The 24205-nt window shown below is 32.3% G+C and carries 19 protein-coding genes; 2 read left to right on the top strand and 17 right to left on the bottom strand.

The window, feature by feature from the left end:
• Nucleotides 1–147 precede the first annotated feature (147 nt).
• The 6 genes from CELAL_RS01125 to CELAL_RS01100 form a co-directional block, all read right to left on the bottom strand.
• Nucleotides 148–1161, bottom strand: coding sequence for a hypothetical protein (locus CELAL_RS01125; RefSeq protein ID WP_148229640.1), 1014 nt, complete (start codon nucleotides 1159–1161; stop codon nucleotides 148–150).
• Between the two features lie 147 nt (nucleotides 1162–1308).
• Nucleotides 1309–1740: a hypothetical protein gene (locus CELAL_RS01120; protein ID WP_013549069.1), complete on the bottom strand. Its 432-nt coding sequence runs from the start codon at nucleotides 1738–1740 to the stop codon at nucleotides 1309–1311.
• A gap of 15 nt (nucleotides 1741–1755) precedes the next feature.
• A complete protein-coding gene (locus tag CELAL_RS01115; protein ID WP_262481880.1) occupies nucleotides 1756–2019 on the bottom strand; it encodes a barstar family protein in 264 nt (87 codons plus the stop codon).
• Between the two features lie 12 nt (nucleotides 2020–2031).
• The gene (locus CELAL_RS01110) at nucleotides 2032–2925 is read right to left on the bottom strand and encodes an IS1595-like element ISCal1 family transposase (RefSeq protein WP_013548995.1); all 894 of its coding nucleotides are present in this window, start codon (nucleotides 2923–2925) and stop codon (nucleotides 2032–2034) included.
• A gap of 431 nt (nucleotides 2926–3356) precedes the next feature.
• Nucleotides 3357–4784, bottom strand: a complete 1428-nt coding sequence (locus tag CELAL_RS01105) for a hypothetical protein (protein WP_013549067.1) — start codon at nucleotides 4782–4784, stop codon at nucleotides 3357–3359.
• A 3-nt stretch (nucleotides 4785–4787) separates the two neighbouring features.
• Nucleotides 4788–7637 (bottom strand): NERD domain-containing protein, encoded by a 2850-nt coding sequence (locus CELAL_RS01100; protein ID WP_013549066.1) that lies wholly within the window; start codon nucleotides 7635–7637, stop codon nucleotides 4788–4790.
• A 118-nt stretch (nucleotides 7638–7755) separates the two neighbouring features.
• Here CELAL_RS01100 and tnpA point away from each other — a divergent pair, with 118 nt between their 5' ends.
• The gene (tnpA, locus tag CELAL_RS01095) at nucleotides 7756–8193 is read left to right on the top strand and encodes an IS200/IS605 family transposase (RefSeq protein ID WP_013549065.1); all 438 of its coding nucleotides are present in this window, start codon (nucleotides 7756–7758) and stop codon (nucleotides 8191–8193) included.
• A gap of 425 nt (nucleotides 8194–8618) precedes the next feature.
• Here tnpA and CELAL_RS01085 read toward each other — a convergent pair whose 3' ends face one another.
• From CELAL_RS01085 to CELAL_RS01050, 8 genes are all read right to left on the bottom strand, one after another.
• Nucleotides 8619–9089 (bottom strand): hypothetical protein, encoded by a 471-nt coding sequence (locus CELAL_RS01085; RefSeq protein ID WP_013549064.1) that lies wholly within the window; start codon nucleotides 9087–9089, stop codon nucleotides 8619–8621.
• A 152-nt stretch (nucleotides 9090–9241) separates the two neighbouring features.
• The gene (locus CELAL_RS01080) at nucleotides 9242–10051 is read right to left on the bottom strand and encodes an HNH endonuclease (RefSeq protein WP_013549063.1); all 810 of its coding nucleotides are present in this window, start codon (nucleotides 10049–10051) and stop codon (nucleotides 9242–9244) included.
• 222 nt (nucleotides 10052–10273) lie between these two features.
• On the bottom strand, nucleotides 10274–10747 hold the full coding sequence (locus CELAL_RS01075; RefSeq protein WP_013549062.1) for an arsenate-mycothiol transferase ArsC: 474 nt from the start codon (nucleotides 10745–10747) through the stop codon (nucleotides 10274–10276).
• Between the two features lie 388 nt (nucleotides 10748–11135).
• A complete protein-coding gene (locus tag CELAL_RS01070; RefSeq protein ID WP_013549058.1) occupies nucleotides 11136–11402 on the bottom strand; it encodes a hypothetical protein in 267 nt (88 codons plus the stop codon).
• Nucleotides 11403–11666: 264 nt separating this feature from the next.
• Nucleotides 11667–12176, bottom strand: coding sequence for a hypothetical protein (locus CELAL_RS01065; protein ID WP_013549061.1), 510 nt, complete (start codon nucleotides 12174–12176; stop codon nucleotides 11667–11669).
• A gap of 206 nt (nucleotides 12177–12382) precedes the next feature.
• Nucleotides 12383–14299: a hypothetical protein gene (locus CELAL_RS01060; RefSeq protein ID WP_013549060.1), complete on the bottom strand. Its 1917-nt coding sequence runs from the start codon at nucleotides 14297–14299 to the stop codon at nucleotides 12383–12385.
• A 258-nt stretch (nucleotides 14300–14557) separates the two neighbouring features.
• On the bottom strand, nucleotides 14558–17758 hold the full coding sequence (locus CELAL_RS01055; protein ID WP_013549059.1) for an Eco57I restriction-modification methylase domain-containing protein: 3201 nt from the start codon (nucleotides 17756–17758) through the stop codon (nucleotides 14558–14560).
• Nucleotides 17759–18224: 466 nt separating this feature from the next.
• Nucleotides 18225–18491: a hypothetical protein gene (locus CELAL_RS01050; RefSeq protein WP_013549058.1), complete on the bottom strand. Its 267-nt coding sequence runs from the start codon at nucleotides 18489–18491 to the stop codon at nucleotides 18225–18227.
• A gap of 1207 nt (nucleotides 18492–19698) precedes the next feature.
• On the opposite strand from CELAL_RS01050, the gene CELAL_RS01045 reads away from it, so the two are divergent.
• Nucleotides 19699–20031 carry a single-stranded DNA-binding protein gene (locus CELAL_RS01045; RefSeq protein WP_013549057.1) on the top strand — a complete coding sequence of 111 codons (333 nt, stop codon included), beginning with the start codon at nucleotides 19699–19701 and terminating at the stop codon, nucleotides 20029–20031.
• Nucleotides 20032–20087: 56 nt separating this feature from the next.
• On the opposite strand, the gene CELAL_RS01040 is transcribed toward CELAL_RS01045, so the two are convergent.
• From CELAL_RS01040 to CELAL_RS01030, 3 genes are all read right to left on the bottom strand, one after another.
• Nucleotides 20088–21377 (bottom strand): DEAD/DEAH box helicase, encoded by a 1290-nt coding sequence (locus CELAL_RS01040; RefSeq protein ID WP_013549056.1) that lies wholly within the window; start codon nucleotides 21375–21377, stop codon nucleotides 20088–20090.
• A 302-nt stretch (nucleotides 21378–21679) separates the two neighbouring features.
• On the bottom strand, nucleotides 21680–22411 hold the full coding sequence (gene rluF / locus CELAL_RS01035; RefSeq protein ID WP_013549055.1) for a 23S rRNA pseudouridine(2604) synthase RluF: 732 nt from the start codon (nucleotides 22409–22411) through the stop codon (nucleotides 21680–21682).
• Nucleotides 22412–22622: 211 nt separating this feature from the next.
• Nucleotides 22623–24176 carry an NAD(P)/FAD-dependent oxidoreductase gene (locus CELAL_RS01030; protein WP_013549054.1) on the bottom strand — a complete coding sequence of 518 codons (1554 nt, stop codon included), beginning with the start codon at nucleotides 24174–24176 and terminating at the stop codon, nucleotides 22623–22625.
• Nucleotides 24177–24205 lie beyond the last annotated feature (29 nt).

The raw sequence follows: 24205 nt of genomic DNA, 5'->3' as shown, positions 1-24205 counted from the left end.
TTTCGGTTTAGCACTTAGCCAAAACTTTTTATTTTGTTTTATCTTTTTTGTTATAAAGCCAAATCAAAAAGATTTGGCGGACTTGGTTAAAAGCTCTAAACTTTGGATTAAACACTAAAACCCGTATTAATTATAGCCATTGTTGGGCTACGTTTTTGATAATTCGAATAAGTTTAAGTTAAAAGATTTTGTATCATATTTTAAATATTCGGTTTCTTGATTTTTGGAGTCCTCATATAATTTCAAAATTAACCTACGTGATTCGGGTAAGTTATCCATCCATAAAGGTGAGAAAATTACATTTTCAGTATTAGTTAAAAAATGCCAAGTGATTGCTTTCTCTTTTTCATCTTTCTCAAACTTCCTCAATTCATTTAGATACTCTAATCCATTTGGTTTGTCTTTAAATGAAGCTAAAATTACGAGACTTCTTTTATCTAAAGGAATTATTGTTGAAATGATGTCTGAATATTCAAAGTTAGGGTCTTCATCTATATTAATTTCAGTTCCATTAAATAAGAATGGAGGAGAGGTAACCATTGTTGATGAAAATTTGATTTGATAGTCTACTTCGTAAGTAAAGTATTCTAAACAATTATAAGACTCGTTTAATAAGTTTTCGATTAACAAACTTTTTTGAGGATTCATATCTTCCACAGCAAGTTTAGAGCCTTTTAAATATTTTTCAATTCCAACTTCATTTAGGTCACCATATTCTTTTATAGAATCTATTGTGTCTTTTTCGTTAGTCGAAAATAAATGAACATCTTCTTTTTTTCTATGATGACTAATTGCGAATGCTCTAAAGCATAATAAAAATAAATGCTTAGAATTTTTTAAATCAATTAATGTAGTATCGTTCTCTATCTCTTTGAATATCTGTGTGTCGTGAGTGCTACAAAACCCAAAAAAAGTTGATGTATTTTTCTTTCCTACGGGTATGAAATTTAATTCGTCATTTAAATCAATCTCTGTTTCTGTTAGGGTATAAATACTGCTATTTGAGTTTTTCTCTTCCTCGAGTAATAATAAAGCTCCATTTTTTTGCAAACTATGTGCTTCAATTGCCTTCTCTTCACAATTCATAAAGCATTCTTTTAATGTCCTTGCCTTATTTATTTTAGATTTTAAAATTGACTTATCAATATTTACTTTTTTCATTTTTTTTAATGGAGCCCAACGTTGTTGTATATGGTTTGTTGCGTGTTTCAAGCAACTAATTTAGTAAATAATTACCGACCAAGAAAGTCCGCGAGGACTTTCGTAAGTAGGCGAGAAGCTAGCAATAAATTATATACGGTGTTGTGCTTAGTTTTTTTCTTTTTTCAGTTCATAAATAAGTTCAATAAATGTCTTGTCATTATTGGTTTTAAATGACTTTGTATCAAAAAAACCGTTTTCATCTTGAAATCTAACTGTAATTATATGGAATGGGTCAAGAAATGATTTCGAACGAAATTTCACTAATTCAAGCGATTTAGAATTAGTGGAAAATTTATCTTCTTTATTTTTCGAGAAATTCTTTTGAAAATAAATTAAAAGTATTTCATTTTCCATTGAGAAATGTTTAATATATAAATCATTTCTTAAATAGCCTACAATAGACAAAATAGCAAATCCAATTAGAAGAATTATTAATAAGAAAAGCCAGTCATTTGTTCTTTTTATATTAAAAATTGCTAGTAAAAGTATTATTAAAATTGGACCTAAAAATTTATCCTTAATTATATCTTTTGTCATTTTTTGATTTACATTTTAAGTCAACTCTAGTTCAATATTTTCGTGTTCTTTAATTATTTCAATTATTCGGTCATAATATTTCAATTCCGTTTTGCTTTTTTCGTTACGATGCCATTTTAAGATATATTTTTCATCGACATCGTGAACTCCAAATCCGCCATACAATACATCATTAAATGCATTGAGATTTCGTCCAATTTTCCAATTCAGTCCGAAAGTCATTTTCGATTCTATTTCTCGATAAAATCCTTTCATATTTGAAAATTTATTTCCGTTTATAGAGGTCAGTAGTTAATTACTTATTAATTCAGCTTGATTGATTTTATCATTATTGACCATTTTAACAATAAGATTATTGAATATTGTAGCTTTACTTTGAGATCTGTTTATTCTAAAACAAAATTCATTGAAATATCTATTTAAATTATTGTCACTAACCCAAGAATAAGTTGTTCTTATCCAAGATTTAACCTGATGTATCATTGTATGAAGCGCTTTAAAATTTAACCCTCCATTACTTTCTATTTGTGTGATGTCGTAAGCCTTTGCAATAGGACTATAGCCTCTCCATTTATCTGTAGTAATCTTTGCGTTTCGGCTGATATGGTTGACAAAAATATATTGTAAGGATTGTGCTGAAAAATCATCTATTTTCATAGCATACATTCTTTTTACCTTTCCATCTTCTGTAAGCTGAACAGCTGTAACCGCCTTCTTTTTCTTAGCATTGTAGCTTCTGCCAACTTTTGTTTCTTCTCTGCCCCCTAAAACAAATTCATCTACATGAACAACTCCGTCCATAGGATTATTCCCACTCGAAGACATAGCTTCTCTGACCTTAAGCATAAAAAGTCTAGCTGTTTTTTCTGTTACTCCGTAACGTACTCCCATATAACTTGCAGATAAGCTTTTCGTGCTTGTAGCCATCTCAAAACAAATAAAAAATGCTTTGCGAACACCAAACTTTACCTTGTGAAATAAAGTATCTGCTGTTGCGGATTCTGTATGTCTACAAATATTACATTGCCTAGAGAAATCAGCACGTGTTTGACAGGCTATATGATTGCATCTAGAACATTTAAAAGGGGTTTTAGACTTAATATTTGCTAAATATTCTTTGCAATCATTGTCCGTTTTGAAGCAATCAGAGAACTCTAGAAGATTTTGACCCTTGAAAATATCCATAATTTAATATATTTACTGAGTATCAAGATACGAAGTTAGCTACTGACCTCTATCCGTTTATTTCTATTATTCGCATTTTTCGGGAAATTAAGCACAACGTCTCCGTATATGAAACGTAGCGTGTAGAAAAACACTACCGTTTCGGATTATACACGAGCCGAATTTTTATTTTTTCTATTTATCTTTAATTTTCTAAATATACAAAAATAAAAATTTGGCGGACTTAATAAAGAAGTAAAAACCTCTCGGAAAGCCTATAATAGCTATGTTTTATATACATTGTTGTGCATAGTGCTTTTCACGTTCTGCTTGGTTTTCCGATGTTTGTTATTTAGTTCAAATGTGAGCGTTGGCAAGACATACTCTTTTGCAATTTTTGGCGTAGCGTTGGCTGGTGCGAATTGTAAATGTGTATGGCTTTGAGCGTTGGCTTATTCATTCAGTTTTATAATTCTAACTCGTTCTTTTTTTCCGTCTTCCGCTGGAATTAGATTAAAATCAACATTTGAACCAATCGAAATTTTGGATGTCAGATGGAATGTATTAGATAATGAAAAATAGTGTTCACTTCCATTACTTCTTAAAAAACCTACTTTCCCTCTTTCATTGTCGTGTAAAATTCTGACTATCTCGCCATTTAATCTACTCGATGGATTGTTTTCTCTGGTTTCTTTCTTTGGCTTAAAACTATTCCAATATTTTTTAAGTTCAGATTTTAGTTTATTAATTTCTGAAACTACAATTTCTTGTTTTTCGAATTGATTCAGTTCGTCAAATAATTTTTGAGGTACTTTCCATTCTTCTTTTTGCCTGATTAGTTTAGATAGCGAAAAGTGTTTAAAAGCTAATTCTGATTCACTTTTGTTTTTGTGGATTCTACCCAATAAATAAAGCAAGTCAACTTTAAATTCTATTGGTCCGAAATTGATTATTGCATCAATAGAATATTTAAAAGCTTTTTCAAAGTCTTCTTTTTCAAAATATAGTTCGGATAGCTCTTTCTGTATAAACCATTCTTTCTTTTTTCTTAAAATGGCTTGTAACTCTTCGATTGTTTCTTCTGTATTTCCTAAATTTTTCTTTGAAAGTGCTATTCTTCGAGCAAACCAAACTTCATTAGAATAATGAAAATTTTCAATGGTTTCAATTGCTTTTCTTGAAGTTTCAAAGCATTCTTGCCATTCTCCAATTTTTAATAGTGATTTGGTTTTATAAGCAAACCAATTTTCCATATCAGATGCCAATTCCATATCTTTAAGTTGTCCTTTCCTTTCCACTTGAATTGTTGAACACTCTGTCGATAAATCTTCTGGTTTGAAATGATTACAGAAATCATTAATTAATTTCCAGTTTGGTGTTGGCTTTTTCTTTTCGCTTTTTAATACAATCGAAAATAGGTTTGAAGTTAATGTCTTTGTATAATCATTATTAATATTCAAAAGAATTGGAATCAGTAATTCAATCCTTTGTATTAGTTCATTTTTATCATAATGGAAGTTTCCGTTATCTAAAGTTTCTTCATCTTCATCAAAGTAGTTGTTTTCGTTATCGGAATCATTTACGTTTGAATTTTCAGATTTGTATTTAGACCAAAGTAGCCAACCATAAGAATTTAAAACCCTTTCATTTGTTTCTGAATTAATTTCAATGCCATAAATAGACAAAAACTTAAAACCTGCATCAAAATGGTTTGTATATCTTAAACAAGCCACCATATCTGAAATCAAATATTCGTTATTAGAAATTTGGTCATTTGTGAAATCAGATTTGTTTTCTTTAAAAAACACTAAAGCATCATTATACTTTTTCTCACGTTTTAATTGCGATATATGTCTACTTAAATCAAAAATCGAAGCCATAGATTAATTTTTTAGCTTATTTAAGATTTCTTGGAATTCAGACCAAATTAAAGGTTCATCATAAAATGAAGCTGAAATAGTTGAATAAAAACCATCTCCATCATAATACATATCAACAATTAATGATTGTTCTGAACTTTTTATTTTTATTGTGTCCTTGTAAGGTGCTTGAATTATGAAAGCAAAGTCCATATCGTTTGAATTTAAAGCGATTTTTAAATCTTTATATGCACTTTTTCTCCAATCATCTTTAATAAATTCAAAATCCTTAATCGAATTATTGGAAGTAAGAACTTCTAACACTTCATCGCCGAATTCTTTAGGTTCGGATTTCATAAGTGTAGGACGTTTAAATTGGCCTTTTTTATTATAATAAATTGAAATTGTTGCAATTTCCCCATCACTTCCTTTAACTTCATATAGTTCTTGGTAGTTAGGATGATTAATTAAATTGACCTTTTGTTTCTTTGATTCTAATTTTGAATTAACGAATTGATGCAACTGAAGTAGGGAAGATGTAATATCTTCATTTGGAAAATTATACTTTTCAGCAATATCTTTATTGCTTATTGATAAATCTGCCGTTAAGTCAGAAACAAAAAACAACTTTTTGTCATTTTTTTGAACGATAGCAGAAGGTTTAATATCCATTTTCATAAATGGATTTATAGATTCATAGTTTATTAGATTTACTTTGTGTGTAGCTCTTATTAAACCTGTGTAAATCCATTTAAAATAGGTTTCATTAGTTTTTCCACCACCAGTTTCAACGTTAAAAAAGACTTCATCCCACTTATAAGACATTGCTTTGTGAACAGTCAAAGCCCAACCAAATCTTAATTGAGCAGAATTTTTGTACTTGTAGAATTCTGATGATGGCATATTGCTTAATAACTTTTGAATTTTTCCATTGACTTTAGTTTTTACCTTTTCGCCATTTTCTAATTTTTTCAAAAGTTCTGTAAGTTCATCATCTGAATGAAGTTTACCGCTTTTAAAGTTCTCTAACTCTTTTTCTGCAAGTTGATTTAAAAGAATTTTATAAGAAATGGTTTCATCTTTTGAAAGTTCTCCTTTGTCACTTAACCTAAAGTTCTCAAAACTGAAAAATTTCAAATTATGCCCAGAATCTTGAAGTTTGATATTTACTTCTCTAAAAGTTAAATTAGTTTTTAAGTTATTTTTTATTATAGGTTCGCATACTGAAGTTACTGTACCAAATTGACCGTTATATATTTTTTTTGGTTCAGCAAAAGGGTCGTTTTCATCTTCGACACGTATATTATTACTAAAAATCATTAAATCATTTTCCGATAAATCAGTTCCGTTTTTTAGAATTGATTTTTTAATCCAGAAGTTGATTTTTTGAGCATCATAATTTGAGTAGCTCAAAAGATGTGCATTTGAATTGTTTTTTAAACTTTTAGAAATTATAGGAAGCAAATCTTCCTTTTCTAATTTTTTGAAGTTTTCTCCAATTGTAAATGATAAATTATTAAATCTTTCTTGTCTGATACAGTTTACTGCTGAAAGTGCTTGTTTAACAATTTCTGATTTATTTTCTTTATCTATAAGTTGAAACGCTCTTGTTTTACATTCGTATTTGTCTTCTAAATAAGCTGGATTTAAAGCACTTTCTTCCTTTTTGCCAATTGATAGCTGAAAGCTATCTCCAACAAAAATCAATTTTCTTTTTGTGTTTTTTAAATCTGAAAAAGTGATAAAGTCTTCAAGTAATTTACCTGAACCAAATCTCAAATCTATTGATTGGTGGTAGTTATCAGATATTAAATGTGATTCATCAATTATAAAAATCGTTTCTTCTACGTCATCACATTTTTTTAATGGAACTATTTCTAAATCGATTCTTTCTTTATCATCTTCGTCTGTTTCAATTATATCTTCATCTTGGCTCGTTCCTCCATAAATTTGTGAATACATACTGTTGAATTCCAAATTGCTGTCTTTGAGAAGATTGTTTGCAATTCTTGCTGATGAAGCAAATAATTTGACTTCGGAAATATTATGGTTAAAAGCAATGTCTTGAATGAAAGGAATTAAATGTGTTTTACCACTTAAAGATGTACCTTGAAGTATAAATATTTGCTCTTCTTCAGATTTTATAAATGATGTGATTTCCTTTAATGCAGATTTTTGGTCTGAATACAAATTATCAAAATCCAATTCTGTCGAGTATTCATCATAGTTGACTGTTTCCTCGTACATTTCGTTTAGGTCGAATTTGTCTGCACGAAAAACTTCTTTAAATAAATTGAATGATTCGTTTGATAGTGAAACCTCTTTATCTGAAATATCAATTATATCTTTTATCTTTTCAAGATAATTACTTTTATCAATTATGAAGAAATTCAACTCTTCTTTTGAAGGAATTGAACCGATTAATTCAATTTCTTTTTGAAAACATACTGCTCTAACTGTATGAAATGGATTGAATAAGTCTGTTTTTGGAAGTCTGTTTTTTATGTTTTTATCAAAAACTCGTATAAATTTTTCTTTTTGATTTTTTAGCTGAACAAATGGGTTTATTGAACTACCACCTTTTATAATATCGCCTTTTTGATTAGTCCATCTGCCGAATTCAAATTCGGATTTAGCATTTTTTGGTAGAGTTATTATTCCGTCAAAATTTTTGAAGTCTATTATGCAAACAGCATTTTTAGTTACGAGTAAAGCATCTATTTGAAGCCTTTTTTCAGTTTCGCATTCAGAGTTTGCAATTAGTATTCCATCAAGAGAATACTTGTCAAAAAGGTTTTTAATATTTTCTGCGAATTCTCGAAAAAACGTGTTTTCATAATTTTTTGAGGCTGTACCTTTTCGTATTTCAAGCATTTTTTTGGTCAGTTTTGTATGTCAAAATACAGTCTTTTTTTATTGGTCTCAAAAATAGTTAAAACTATGCACTTTAGTGCATTTCGCTTTAGCTTCTAAAAAGACCTACCTTTGATTTATGGCTGAACAAAGGACTAATGGACATAGCGTTTCGAGGTTGACTGCTCACTTAGTTTGGAGTACAAAATATCGTTATTCTGTTTTGGAAGGCGATATTCAGATTCGTTGTCGAACAATCTTATTACAAATATGTGATTCTGAAGATGTTCAGATATTGAAGGGAGTTGTTTCAAAAGACCACGTTCACATGCATATTGAATATCGACCATCAATGAGTCTAAGCTATTTGATGAAGAAGTTAAAGGGTAGAAGTTCTCGAAAGCTTCAACAAGAATTTCCTGCATTAAAGTCAAAATATTGGGGTCGTCACTTTTGGGGAATAGGTTATGGTTGTTGGAGTACAGGTAATATAACTGATCAAATGGTTAATGAGTATTTGGAGCATCATAGAAAGCCAGATGATGGAGAAAACACAAATTTCATATTGGAACGATGACTTTTGGGTGACTTTAAGTCACCAGCCAGAAACTATGGACTTTAAGTCCATAGTGGTTCATTTCCACATTATGGCTTTCCGTATTTTTTTCGAGCGTTGGCAAAAAAAACAGCTCTTTTGGTTTTTTCAGCGTTGGCTTATGTTTCGGCAAAAAACCAAATGTGCTGTTTGCGCGTTGGCGTTTTTAGTTCAAATGTTCAATTGTAGCACGATTTTCGCATTATGCACAACGTTGCAGCTATGCGTAGTGCGGAGGCAAGGAAACTTTTACTTTCCGTCTATGCACGAAGCTAAAGCTTATTGTTTAGTTTTATTTTTTGTTTCAAAGCTAAATCCATAAGATTTAGCGACCTTATAAATATACACAAACCTTGCCGTTTAAGCTTTAAAGCCCGCATTACGTATAGGTTGTGTTGTACCACGTTTTATTTTTTTTCAACGCCAATTATTTTACTCAGCTTATTTAGTCCATTTTCGGAAATAATCCGAAATCCAAATTCGATAAAAACAAAACGTAATGCGATTGGAAACATTATTGTCGGAAATATTAATTCTTTTGAGTTTCCAAATCCGTTTATTATTAACGAAATTATAAATCCAATAATTGGGAGTAGGAAGAGTCCAAATAAAACTGTTTTAAAGTTCTTGTTTATTCCAATTTTCAAAACCCCATTTTTATTTTCAAGTTTACCTTTTATCACACAGAAAGCTCCGTAAACTTTTTTGGATAACTTAACTTCAAATTCTGAATCATTTATTTTTCCGATAAAAACTTGCTTATCCCAGTCAGAAACGAATTGCTTTTCCGACAGCATTTTCTTTTGTAATTCAGATATTGCTATCGAACTATCTTCTGTTAATGTAACCAAATGTATTTTAGTTGGAAAGATTTTCATTCAGGTTACAAGCTTTTCTTAAATGTGGTACAACGGTTAGTATATGAAAAGTAGGCGATTACGAAGCACGAAACTTTCGGTTAAGCACAAAGTTTGATACGAGCCACAACCCTTGAATTCAGCACTATTTCGCCTATTTTTTATATACATTGTTACCTGCTGGCTTTATTCATTTTTTCTTTCATTTCTTCAATCGTGTATGGTTCTTTTCGCTTATGAATCATTGCGTGACAGTTTGGACAAACAGGTCTCAAATCCTTTATTGGGTCAATTTTATATTCTTTTCCAATATTAGCAACTTGTTTTAAATGGTGAACGTGAATAAATCCATTTCCTAATTCTCCGTATTTTTTCTCAAAGTCAAATTCGCAAACAGAGCAAGAAAGTCCAAAGTGTTGAATGCAAGTTTTTCTTGCAAATGGATTTCGTTCATATTTAGTTACCAAAACTTGATTTGGTGTTCCTTCTGTATAAACTTTCTGTTCGTCCTTTTCGGTTTCTTTGAACGGATTATGTCGGATTTCTTGGGTTGTCAAAAAGTCAAACCATACAGCTTCTAATTCGTCTGTAACTTCTGGGTTAATCTCAATTCCCGAAGATTGAGGTGTCCAATTTACTTTTGCTAAATTACCTTGATTTAAAATGTCAATGTTAAGAAGCGGTTCTTTTGCAGGGTTTAAAATTGCTTCAAAGTCAATCATTACACGATTCACTAATTTATCTTCTCCGCTCCAATGCTTTGATAAAAATGGTGGTGTCGACACAAATCCGGCAGCCATTATTCCTTTCGGTTCTTCTCCAAGTCGCATCAAAAATGCTCTGTCTCCTGGTTGTATTTTTTTATGACTTATTACACTCCATTTTTCTGTCGCTCGACCTGTTTGTTCGATTTGGTCAATGCTCTGTTCAAGAGTTGTCCAATTCCATTTTTTAGGATTCCACGCGAATAGAAATGTTTTCATATTGTCGTTTTTTTAGCTTGCAGGTAACGGTTGAGCTATGAACAGTACGGGAGCAAACTAGCGTTTGCTTTCCGCCATGCACTTAGCGAAATCTTTTGGTTTTGCTTTTTCTTTTTTTGTGTCAAAGCGAAATCCCAAAGATTTCGCGACATTATAAATATACACAGACCATAGCGTTTACAGCCTAAGCCCGTATTGTTCATAGGTTTTGTTGTGCTTTCGTTATTTCCGCTCCAATGTTTGTTCCTGTAGAGTTTCCACTAACCGATTTACTTTTTCTTTAATTATATCACGTGCTTTGTCATAATCCTTGCTTATCGGTGGCGTGCCATTCCATTGCTCTGTTTTTTTGGAAGTTACATTTAGCGGAAGCTCACAATCAAAAGTTATAATTTTGAAAGCATTGTTAGCATCATTTTCAGATACCAATTCCGGTTTCCAATCACTTATTTTGAATTCATCTTTCTTTAGTCCGTTTGCAGTTCCATTGGTTAGCACGCTATCAGGTTCAGTTCCTCTGAAAACCGCTCGATAGTTTAAACCCTGCTCCTTAGCAATTTTATTAAAGTAGGCTGCCGCAATAGGACTCCTTGCCGCTCCGTGTGTGCAGACGAATAGTATTTCTTTTGGTTCGGTTTTTTGTCCACAACTTAATATTAGAGGAACAATGAGTAGTATAAATATTTTTTTAATCATAAATCTGGTGTTGATGACATAGTTTTTGATAATGAAGCACAACGGCTGAGCTATGCATAGTGCGGGGCTGAAATCCGACGGATTTCCCGCCACGCACTAAGCTAAACCTTTGGGTTTCGCTTTTTCTTTTTTTTGTCCAAAGCTAAATCCCAAAGATTTAGCGACATCACAAATATACCCAGACCATTCCGTTTCACCCAAAAGTTCGCATTATGTATAGGTTTTGTTAGCAAATGTGGCGATACACAAGAGTAAGCGCAGGCTCTTTATGTAGATTGGAGACCGATTAGAAAACGATTCCATTTTCATAAACTAGCTAAAAAGTCCATCTGCGCAACGGTTGCGTTTGATTATGTCCATTTACGAATAATTGTGTTTGTGTAGTAGTTCAATTCAGATTTCGTTTCTTCAAGAGTATCTCCAATTCATTATTTTTTTTTGAATTACTAACAATTTTATAAATAAAGTAGATAGGAAATAGTAACGGAATAAGTACTACATAATTTTTTCCAATAATCGACGAAACAATTCCAGCTATAACAATGCTCACAAGAAATCCAATAACAAAAGCATTTATTATTTTTGACTTCTTTAGTTTCTTTTTTTCGACCAATAGTTCTTCGTCTGTTAATCCCGTAAGGTTCGTTACTTTCATTATTAGTATTTTTTATTTCGCTTATGCGTTAAGCCAACTGTAAATTTTTTTGAGCCATTTTTGCTAACGATTAGGCTATGAACAGTACGGGAGCAAACTAGCGTTTACTTTCCGCCATGCACGTAGCGAAATCTTTGGGTTTTGTTTTTTCTTTTTTTGTCTCAAAGCGAAATCCATAAGATTTCGCGACATGATAAATATACACAGAACTTGGCGTTTAAAACCTAAGCCCGTATTGTTTATAGGTTTTGTTGTAAGCAGTTTTTACTCGCACAATTCGCAAACAAAATTTGGGATTAGTACTTCCGAAATCTTTTTTAGATTAATATTTACCTTAAAATATGCGTTGTATTTTTCAAATTCTTCTTCAACGTCAATTACAGCAATTTGCACTAGATATTTTCCCTTTTCAATTGGTTTTGAAAATTTTATTGGCCAACATTTATCATTTTTGTAATCTCCATCTTTATTACAAATCATAGTGAATTCAGCATGTGAAAGGATTAATAACTCGTCATTTTCAGATAATTCTATTGATTGCTCAATAACCTTATCAAATTCAATAATGTCAAGCTCTTTTTCCAATGAGAATTCCATTAACAAATTATCTCCGCCAGAATTTGTTATTGCAATGATTGAGTTATTCAAAATCAACTGACTAAGACCATCTGGAAAATCGTAATTAAATTCTTCGGTTTTATACTTCTCTTTTAAAGAATTTGAAGACGCGATTATTAATACTCCTTCAGTAGTTAATTTAAAATTGTCTTCCATTTTTTAAATTGCTTACAACGTCTAGTATATGAAACGTAGCGTATAAATAGACGCTAAATTTTCGAATTATACACGAGCCGAATTTTTAAATTTTTCTTTTTTATTTTTCTTTTCTAAAAGCCAAATTTAAAAATTTGGCGGTCTTCATAAATACACAAAAACCTTTGGTAAAGCCTATAAAAGCTATGTTTTATATACATTGTTAGCTACCGTTTTTTCCTCGGTTTTTTTCCTCCCTTTTGAAAATATTCATCTATCTCTTGAGAAGTTTTATTTAATGAATAATCATCTACTTTTTTTAGAAGTTTCTCGTCAACTAATTTTCCGTTTTCGAGAAAGTAACCTAATAAGTCAATTTCATCATTCACTCGTATTTTTTCACTCGTGAACAATGGAATTCTTTGTTCTAAATATTCTATAAAGTCATCTTCGTTTTCTAAAATATCGGAAAATATCATTAAGTCGAATAAGCTACAATTCCAAGCGAATTCTACGTCAGGTTTTACGATTCCCAATTCTTTTAATTCGTGTAGGTTTGAAATAAATCCAGATAAATGTTCAAGTGTTATTGTTAATCTAAATGTCTTCTTGGTATTATCTACATTTATTAAGTTTCCTTGTTTATCATAAAAGGAATTATTGTCATCTTCTAAAATATATTTGTAAGCACGATGGCTTTGATAAGCTCCATAACCTACAGTTTCTGAAAGCTGACCTGTTAAACTTTTTAAAGCACCTCTTTTTGATGGTGCAGATAAACCTCCAGCTTTTATTTCAATAATATAATTGGCTTTTTCTGAAACAATAAGTAAGTCTAATTCAGTTTCTACTAGATTGTCATTTTCATCAAGTATTCCTGGTTTATATTTAAGATTGAGATATGAAGTCGATTTTTTTATAAAATTATCTAGTAATTCTGCTGTTTTGTTTTCTAGATAGTTGTCTCTCGAAAGTGAGTATTTATTACCTAGATATTTTTCTTTATAATATTTTTTATTTGCATTTTTTATTAAGGATTCTGCAATATCAAAAATATTTCGTGTTAGAATGTTAAAAGCAAAAAGATAGAGTTCATTTTTGTATTTGATTATAGGTTTTTGGGATATTAAAGTTTCATTCAATGGTAAACCTTGAAACTTTGGGTTTAGGAAATCTGTATTTTCTCCGAAATCTTGAGTAATCGCTTCAGCTACTTTTTTATGTTGTTCTTTTCTAAATCTTATTTTATGTAATTCTTGAAACTGTTTTGGGTCATTGATTAAAAATCCATCAGGTTTTCCTTCTCGCGAAACGAAATCGGGATTGTCTGCCAGAAAATCAATCATTGGCTGTGGGTCATCAGCTCGGAACGATTTTATTCCTTTTGCCTCATACCATTCCTTAAATCTTTTCATAGAACTTGGATGTGGCGCTCCATTAGGTAATCTTAACCTACAATACCAAGAATCTTCTAATTGTATGAACGTTTCTAGAATGTCATTTGAATTAAAACCATAATTATCAATAAAAAATTGGTCGTGTCCAGAAAACATTTCTTTGAATACTTCATAGATATGGTTCATATATCCATCTCCTCGCATATGCAGGGCTTCCAAAACAGTTAGAAATCTTAAATGACTTTCTTGTTCGGTATAATTTCCAACTAAACCTTCTGTAGAAATATAGGCGTTATAAGCCATTCTAATATTAGTAAGTAAATCCTTAAGCTCCTCGAAAATATCAGTAGTTGGTTGTTTTGTAGGATTGTTCGATAGAGCGGTTGCAAAACTATTCGCATATTCTAAAGTCACTTCAGCCATTCCATCATCATCTGAATTATTGTGGTTTAGAAAGTGATTATAAGAAAGGAAACCTAATAGTTGAAAATTATCGAATGTTTTAAAAATTTCGATTACTCTTTCGATAGACTTCTCAATAAACTCTAGATTTTTAGGTCTATTCGCTATTACTTGTTGAATGTATTCTTCGTGTTGCTTTTTGGTTCGCTTGTTTTTTACAGTAATATTTTTACCATCTAATTTTAATTCTATTCCATTAACAAGTTCTCTTTTCACACCAGAAGTTTTTCCATAGACTATTTTTGTCTTTTTCTTTTTTTTCTTTCTTCCTCTACTTTTTGGCATAAGCTCGATGTTTGTTCAAATGGTAGCTAACGTTGTTGTATATGGTTTGTTGCGTGTTTCAAGCAACTAATTTAGTAAATAAATCACAAATATAAAGTCTGCGAGAATTTTCATAAATAAGCAAAAACTAGCAATAAATTATATACGGTGTTAGGTGTCTGGCTTTTCTTTCCGCAAACTTGCTAGCGTTGGCAAAGTTATACTCTTTTGCAATTTTTGGCGTAGCATTGGCTGGTGCGAATTGCAAATGTGTATGGCTTAAGCTGTGGCTTTTTCCACTATTCTTATTTCATCTTCTGTCAATCCGTACAATTCATAAACCATTTTGTCAATTTCAGAGTCAGTTTTGTCGATTTCAGATTGTAGACTCTGTGCTTTTGCTTTTTGCTCATTAAAATATTGTATCCATTCCGCCTCTTCATTCAATGAAAGCTTCTTGTATTCAATTCCGTTTTCTTTGGCTGTTTTTTTTCTTATTTTTTCTAACTCTTTAAGGAATACCGCAAAGTCATATTCAGCCCATTTGTTCAATTTATTACTTGAACTCTCTAATGAAAATTTAGATATGAGAAGATTTATAAAACTCTCTTTTAAAGATTGGAAAATTGACGTCTTTTCTTCTATATGTATGACTTTATTGCAAAGGTTAAATTTTTGATTTTCAGTTGAGTTTGGAATTATAAATTTTTCCACGCTTACTTTCTTAAGCACATAAGCTCCTCCAGCAGTCTTCTCCCCAACATTTTCGAAATAGAATTTATTTAATCTGCTATTTAATAGACCTAAAATGAATCTGTTAGGCGTTATACTTGAGGTGAGAAAATATGAGGCACTCGTTAGATAATTATTCTTGCTGTCTAAAGAAAAATTCCAATGACCAGAAATTAATCCCCAAACAACTTTTTCTTTTCCAAATTCATCCAAAAATGCACAATTTCTCAAATTTGACCAATGGTTACCTTTATCGCTTCTCTTTTCTAATTTTCCATTTGATTCTATATTTTTCTTTACCAAATGTTCATAAATTGCCGGATAATCTTCGGCAACTTTAATTGGCTCTAAAGTACCTCTCATTCCATTATGCGTGTTTAGTAACCATAAACCAGAATCTTCAATATAATAGCGATTGATATGTTTCCCTTTTAGTAAAGGTTTTATAATATTTATATTTTTAGAGTCTTTTTTTATTAGTTCTGTATAATCTGCCTCCTGAAGGATAAATCCATCATCAAAACCAGTAGTCAAACCTCTATTTATTTTAATACCTACAAGTTCCTTTAGATTCGAACCTGTATTCTTTATTTTGTCTATTAAAGATTTTATTAAAGGGTTTTCAAATAGCCAAGAATTATTTTTCAAATAGTCTAATTTGATTGTTCTATTTCTATTCTCTAATTCCCTTTGAAATTTTTCTGCGTTTATTGATTCTTTATGAAATTCAATGTAATTTGTTTCATTATTTGGTTCTTCTTTCGTTGCTATTAAAATAACGCTAGACACCAATGCATCTTTGAATATGGCACTTTGTTCAAAGTTAATTATGTTATGTATATTATGTTTTGTTAGAAAGTCTCTTAACTCCTTTCCATATTCAGTATTGAAAAATTTATTTGTATTTATGTAACCTAATACACTATTCTTTTTTAGAATATTAAAAGCTTTTTCGAAAAAGTAAACACTTAAATCAGATGTACCTGTATAAACTTTATAGGCTGACTTGAAGAAATTACTAAATTCAAATATTTTTCTGTGTTGGACGTAAGGTGGATTTCCGATTACCACATCAAAACCGCCTCTTGCAAATACTTCTGGGAATTCTTGTTGCCAATTAAAAGCTTTATGTCCTGCTACATTTGGGTCATCAATTAAACTGTTTCCACACTTTATATTATTGTTTAATGAAGTTAGTTTTCTACCTTTTTCAGCTGTATGTAGCCATAAGGCTAGTTTCGCAATTTCTATTGCTTCTTCGTTAATATCAACTCCATAAATATTATTTTCTAAAATCACATTTTCAATGTCACTTAATACCAATGCATCGCCAAATAATTTAGCCTGTAATTCATCAATATATTGATGTTCTGTAATTAGAAATTCTAAAGCCTGATTTAAAAATGCGCCACTACCACAAGCTGGGTCACAAATGGTTAATTGTAAAAGCCATTTTCTGTAATCTTCTAATTTTTTAGTTAATTTCTTTAATGTAGATTTTTGTCTTCCTTTACGTTCTTTCTCATATTCGGACTCTTGAATGTCAAGTTCAAATTTCTTTTCTTCGCAAAGCATTCCAACTGTTTTATCTACAATGTACTTGGTAATATATTTGGGTGTGTAAAACACACCTTCTTTTTTACGTTTAGTTTTGCCACCATCGTGAGGTATGCCTTCAAGTTCATTTTGAATTTCTTCTATTTCTGTTAATGAATGCTCAAATATGTGGCCAAGAACATTTACGCTGACTTCACTTTCAAAATCATAGTTGCTTAACTTAACTGTGTGTTTGTATAGTAAGTCATCATTTATTTTGATTTTGTCTAAAACCTCATCTGGTGTAAATAAACCTCCATTATATGCAAAAATATCGTGTTGCATTCCTTTATGTCCAGTATTCATATAGCCGAAATACTTTTTAAATCGGTCGTACAAAGGAAAATATTCATCATATTTATCTCGCAAATCAGTCCATTGATTTACGATTGAACGAATTGAATTGGGTGGAAGTAATAATCTATCTTCGGCAAAAAAGATAAATAGAAAACGGTCAAGTAATTTTTGTGTCTTCTTGAATAAAGTTAGTTTGTCGTATTCTGGATTTTCGTTTTGAATACTATCAAAAATTTCATTTCTAAATGAAGAGTAATCTTTATAAAGTTTTTTGGTAATGTTTTCCTCTTGCGTTAAGGATTCCTCTTTTATTTTTTTTGGAACGTCTTTTAAAAGATATTCAGATGAGAGGCAAAGCCAAAGTATTTCAAAACGTTCTCTTGTTAATTGAAATAAGTTAAATTCCTCAAAATCTACAGCGTTGTCAATGTAAAAGCGCAACTTCTCGAAGTTGGAAGTAATTACATAATTACAGCCTGGTTGGTTGTTTTTATAACCAAATGCTTGGGTTTCTACTTTGCTTAAATCGGTTGTGTTTGTTCCTTTTAGTTCAATTACTGCTAGTGCTTTTTCGCCTTTTAGAATTGCTCCATCTGTCTTTTTAGAACCTTTTATGTTTTTTAATTCCGTTGTAAGATTGAAATCAGGCGTTGGGTTCTTAACGTATCCAAATACGTTTACAAAAAGGTCAATAAGGAATTCGCCTTGATACTGTTCCTCTTTGGAATTCCGAATATTCTCTTGTATGGTTGGATTATGAAAATGTGTAGTAAATCTTTCGTAAGCTTTATTGACTTTTTCGGACTCTAATCCTTTCAAATATTTGTTTAGAACAGAGTTCTGAAATAGGCTCATATTTATTTTATCATTTTTCTCAAAGTTAATATTATTCAGAGCGTTGGCAAAAAAAACAATGTGTGCCTTTTTCGGCACTCTTTGTTTTGTGCGGTTGGCTTTTTTTTAGCTTGCACCTAACGGCTGAGCTATGCATAGTGCGGGGCTGAAATCCGACGGATTTCCCGCCACGCACTAAGCTAAACCTTTGGGTTTCGCTTTTTCTTTTTTTTGTCCAAAGCTAAATCCCAAAGATTTAGCGACATCACAAATATACCCAGACCATTCCGTTTCACCCAAAAGTTCGCATTATGTATAGGTTTTGTTAGCAAATGTGGCGATACACAAGAGTAAGCGCAGGCTCTTTATGTAGATTGGAGACCGATTAGAAAACGATTCCATTTTCATAAACTAGCTAAAAAGTCCATCTGCGCAACGGTTGCGTTTGATTATGTCCATTTACGAATAATTGTGTTTGTGTAGTAGTTCAATTCAGATTTCGTTTCTTCAAGAGTATCTCCAATTCATTATTTTTTTTTGAATTACTAACAATTTTATAAATAAAGTAGATAGGAAATAGTAACGGAATAAGTACTACATAATTTTTTCCAATAATCGACGAAACAATTCCAGCTATAACAATGCTCACAAGAAATCCAATAACAAAAGCATTTATTATTTTTGACTTCTTTAGTTTCTTTTTTTCGACCAATAGTTCTTCGTCTGTTAATCCCGTAAGGTTCGTTACTTTCATTATTAGTATTTTTTATTTCGCTTATGCGTTAAGCCAACTGTAAATTTTTTTGAGCCATTTTTGCTAACGATATAGCTATGAGCAGTGCGGAAGCAAACTTGCGCTTAACTTCCCTTTAATCACTTAGCCAAAGCATTTTATTTGCGTTTAATTTTATTTCGTTCTAAATGTCGAATCAAACTGATTTGGCGACATAGTAAATATACACAAACGATTTAATTAAACACCATACCTCCGCATTGCTTATAGGTTTTGTTACCACACGTTTTTATGCTAACGTACGACTACATAACGCTTTTCCGCTTTTATTTAGGGTAAAGATTGGCGATTGCTATTTAGTTTTGAGTGTAAAATCTTTTGCGCATAAACAAGCTAAAATCCGCCCGTAAGAGTTGCGTTTGAGTAAGAGTTTCGGATTCGTTAAACTAGCTAAATTCCTTTTGAAGTATAGGCTTAAATTCCGTAGAAATCTGCTAAAAATAGATGTTCAAATTAAGGGGTAGGGAGTAACTTGTTCATTCTGTGCTTAAACGCTTCTCGCTTGCACGACTTTCTCAAGTTACTCCTTTCCAAGGTAATATGAAAATAAATTTGTTGTAGTGTATTGATTATTAGTTTATTGCAATTTTTGGTAAGATTTGAATACTTGTTTATTCATTTTTTTCTTGATAAAAAAACGAACCAAAAAAATCAAGGCTTGACCCTTCGGATATATTTCACATCCTTATTCGCTAAATCAAATGAACTCGCTATCGCTCAAACAGCATTTGATTCTTAACGCTCTTTTCGGTGGAAATATGAATCCTGCCAGGGATCTAGGCCACAAAACGTCAACAGTATAATTTTTATACAGCTCACTTAGCATAAGCACTGTAAAACAATTATAGGTAATGTGTGGTAACAATTGGATATGCACTATTGCGTATATCCGTACTATGTGCCTAAGATACTACTAACGCGTTAATTTTTCTATTAATTACTTATGAATTATGGGTTATAGACTGCTAATGCTAGGTATGAACGTTAAATAACGTTGTTTTAAAGCAAAAACAAACGTTTACAAACGTTTGTAAACGAAAGTAACTACTTCCCAACCGAATCACATACGAAGGGCTTTCTAAGTTTGCAGTGTCAGAACAATGGTGTTCCGATAGTCTTAACTGTTAATCCGTTCCTGAGCTTGTATCAGGATATAAAAATTAAAATTATGAACGCACTTAAAAATTCAGTACAGTTGATTGGTTATTTAGGGAATGATCCTGAAATAGTAAATTTAGATAGTGGTATTAAACTGGCTAAGTTTACCATTGCTACGAGCGATTCTTATAAGAACGCTCAGGGCGATAAAGTAGAAGATACACAATGGCATAATATAGTAGCTTGGGGCAAAACAGCAGCGCTTGTAGAGAGTTATTTAATAAAAGGCAAACAAGTTGCTGTAGAAGGCAAACTAATGCACCGATCTTATGAAACTAAAGAGGGAGAAAAACGGTACATTACAGAGATTAAATGTAATGAAGTGTTGATGCTAGGGAAGTAAATAACCCATTAGGTATACATGTAAAAAGCCTTGCAAATTTGCAAGGCTTTCTTTTTTTATTTAGGTCCGTCGCTACTGCGATTTTTGTTGCGGTTCCTGTTTTTATTTCTGTTGTTAGAATTATTCGGTTTTTGACCGCTGTTTCTAGAACGATTCTGTTGTCCTGGTCGCTTAGGTCTATCATCCGTATCTACTTCAACGGGTCTACTGCCATCATCCTTAAACGGATGATCTGTAACTGTAGGAATCGTTTGCTTTATGAGTTTCTGAATGTCTTTTAAATAGGCTCTTTCTTCTCTATCGCAGAAAGATAAGGCTACACCACTGGCATTAGCTCTTCCGGTTCTACCAATACGGTGAACATAGGTTTCTGGTACGTTTGGTAAATCGTAATTAACGACTAATGATAAATCGTCAATATCAATTCCACGTGCAGCAATATCAGTAGCCACTAAAACAGTTAATTTTCCGTCTTTAAAATCGTTCAAGGCATTTTGTCTTGCCGTTTGCGATTTATTTCCATGAATAGCAGCAGCATTTATCCCTGCTTTGTCTAATAACTTAACTATTTTGTTGGCGCCATGTTTAGTCCTCGAGAAAACTAAAACTGCTTTAGCTTCTTTAGTTTCAATTAAGTGAACCAAAAGTTTCACCTTATCTCCTTTAGGAACAAAATAAATAGCTTGCTCTACTTTTTCAGCGGTAGCTTGTTCAGGCTTAATCGTTACTTGCTCAAATTCGCCTAATATCTTTTGTGATAATTCTACAATTGTTTTAGGCATGGTTGCCGAAAAGAAAAGCGATTGACGTTTAGCAGGTAATTTTGCGATGATTTTTTTTACATCGTGTATAAAACCCATATCAAGCATTTGATCGGCTTCATCTAAAACCACATATTCTAAATCGCGTAAAGAGATAAACCCTTGATTCATTAAATCTAACAAACGACCAGGAGTAGCAATTAAAATTTCAACACCTTGGCGTAATGCATCAGTCTGCTTACCTTGTTTAACACCGCCAAAAATAACGGTATTTTTAATCCCTGTAAACCTTGCGTATGCAGTAAAACTTTCGCCAATTTGAATGGCTAGTTCTCGAGTAGGGGTAACTACTAAAGCTTTAATTTTTCGTTTACCTATGCCACTATTGTTTGTATATATGTGATGTAAAATGGGTATTCCGAAAGCTGCTGTTTTTCCAGTTCCTGTTTGTGCAACGCCTAAAAGATCTTTGCCTTTTAGTAATATCGGAATAGATTTTTCTTGTATTGGAGTAGGATTTTCGTAACCTTCTGAAGTCAAAGCTTTTAAAATAGGCTCTGCAATCCCTAATTCTTTAAATGTCATGTATTTTTATAATAAGCCACAAAGGTAGGGGAATAGTTCGGATTTTTTCAATTTTCCCCGTTTGATCTATGTTATTAGTGCAGAGAACAACGTATTAAGTCTTAAGTAAAGAAAACTTAGTGACGTGCTTGTTCATTATAAATAGGAGCAACAACGTGTTCAATAAGGATTTTTAGTAGGTATTGATGGGTTCTGACCCTAAGAAACAAGATCAAGTATTAAATGCAACCAGGCAATTTTGTGTTTTTTACATCTTTGCCCTTCGTACTTAATACTTTGTGCTTCTTTACCATGTAATACAATTAATCGTGTGTTTTAGCAGAAGCCTCTACTAAACGGTTAATTTCAGAGAGCTCAGCTTCTGTAAGGTCGCGGTATTTCCCTACCTCTAAATCTAACTCTACATTCATAATTCTAACCCGTTGTAAGCGTTTTACGCGATACTCTAAATGATCGCACATTCTTCTAATTTGTCGGTTTAGTCCTTGCGTCAAAATAATACTAAAGGTATATTTATCTATTCGTTCTACTTTACAAGGTCTGGTCACTGTGTCTAGTATAGGAACCCCGCTACTCATTTGTCGCAAGAAATCAGAATTTATAGGTTTATTGACCGATACAATATATTCTTTCTCGTGATTGTTTCGTGCCCGTAGAATCTTATTGACAATATCGCCATCATCTGTTAGAAAAATTAAACCTTCAGATGGTTTGTCTAATCGGCCAATAGGAAAAATACGTTTTGGATAGTTGATAAAGTCGATAATATTATCTTTTTCTACACCGGTATCTGTAGTACACACAATCCCTACAGGTTTATTAAAAGCAAGATAGGTGTGTTTACCTTTAGGTTTACCTATCAATTCACCATCTACGCGAATTTCATCGGCAGCAGTTATTTTGGTCCCCATTTCAGGAACTTTACCATTGATGGTTACTCTGCCTTGATCAATAAGCTTATCGGCAGCGCGTCTTGAGCAGTAACCAACTTCGCTTAAATATTTATTAATTCGTGTAGGAGTAGTGTCTGACATTTATTTTTTAGTGTGATGCAAAATTACATGAATATTATGCTTTTCTGAAATTTAAAAAGAGATGTTCTTTTTGGGTCTCTTTACCTAGGATTTATTCTTGCTTATTTTCTAGTGTACAGTATGTGATACACATAACAAAAGATTTTTCTAATACTAAAAGGCGATGTGTTGATAATGGAATAGTTACGCACCCAAATTCCATCATCAAATATTAAAGCCCTGCAATAGCTGCTTCTGCACAGCGTTCACCATCCATTGCGGCAGATACAATTCCGCCAGCATAACCACCACCTTCACCACAAGGAAAAAGACCTTCGATCTCTGGGTGTTCTAAATTTTCTTTCCTAGGGATGTTTACCGGAGATGATGTTCTAGATTCTACCCCAACAATATTAGCTTCTGCGGTGTAATATCCTTTCATTTTATCTCCGAAAGCGGCAAAACCACCACGTAATCTACTACCAATTAACTTCGGTAGGAGGGAATGCATAGGAACCGATTTTAATCCTGGTTGGTAGGAAGTAGCATTTAAATCTGCCGATAATTTACCTTCCACAAAATCTGTCATTCGTTGTGCAGGAGCAGTTTGTGTTCTTCCGCCAGCGGTAAACGCTAAACGCTCTAAATCTTTTTGGAATTCTAAGCCTTTTAAAACACCGTGTTGCTCGTATTTGCGTAAATCTTCATCAGCATTTATTTCTACCACAATACCCGAGTTGGCATAGAGGTTATTTCGTTTGGAAGGAGACATCCCATTGACCACCACTTCTCCTGGTGCTGTAGCTGCCGGAACAATAAATCCGCCAGGACACATACAAAAAGAATATACCCCTCTATTTTTAACCTGTTCTACTAAACTGTATGATGCTGCCGGTAATAGTTCATTTCTACTTCCGGAGCAATGGTATTGAATACTATCTATAATATGCTGCGGATGCTCTACCCGAACGCCCATGGCAAATGATTTTGCTTCCAATGCAATTTCTTTTTTATGCAATAGATAATAGATATCTCTTGCAGAATGACCGGTAGCAAGGATAACACGGTTTACCGCCATTTCATTTCCATTTTGAAGCTGAACAGCTTTTATTTTGTTATTATGAAGCGTAAAATCGACCACACGGGTATCAAAATGAATTTCGCCCCCATGGTTGATAATTGCCTCTCTAATATTTTGGACAATTTTAGGTAATTTATTGGTGCCAATATGCGGATGCGCATCAATCAAAATTTGCTCCGTAGCACCATGGTGTACTAAGCTTTCGAAAATACGACGTACATCACCCCGTTTAATACTGCGAGTATACAGTTTTCCGTCAGAATAGGTTCCTGCGCCCCCTTCACCAAAGCAGTAGTTAGAATCTTCGCCTACAATATGTTCTTGGTTTATAGCTTTTAGATCACGACGTCTGTCTTTTACATTTTTTCCGCGTTCTAAAACTATTGGTTTAAACCCTAATTCTAAACAACGAAGTGCGGCCCACATTCCTGCAGGTCCAAAACCAATTATGTGCACTTCTTTAGCTTTAGAGACATCTTTATATTCAAAAATATAATCTGGATTTTCAGATGGTTTTTCGTTAATATATACCTGAAGTTTGTAATTGATGTAAATTCTAGGCTTACGCGCATCAATAGATTTACGCAATACTTTTACAACAATATCTTTCTCTTCTGCACCAACATGTTTTGCTGCTTTCTTATTAAGGATACCCTCTATTGTTTCTTCTTTTAAAGAAACCCGAAGCTGAAATGTTCTAACCATGCCGCAAAATTACTTCAATTTCTGTTAAA

Origin of the sequence: Cellulophaga algicola DSM 14237, assembly GCF_000186265.1 — a bacterium.
Lineage (GTDB): Bacteria > Bacteroidota > Bacteroidia > Flavobacteriales > Flavobacteriaceae > Cellulophaga > Cellulophaga algicola.
Note: the sequence above shows the minus strand (reverse complement) of the source record. Positions and strands in the feature narration are given on the sequence as shown.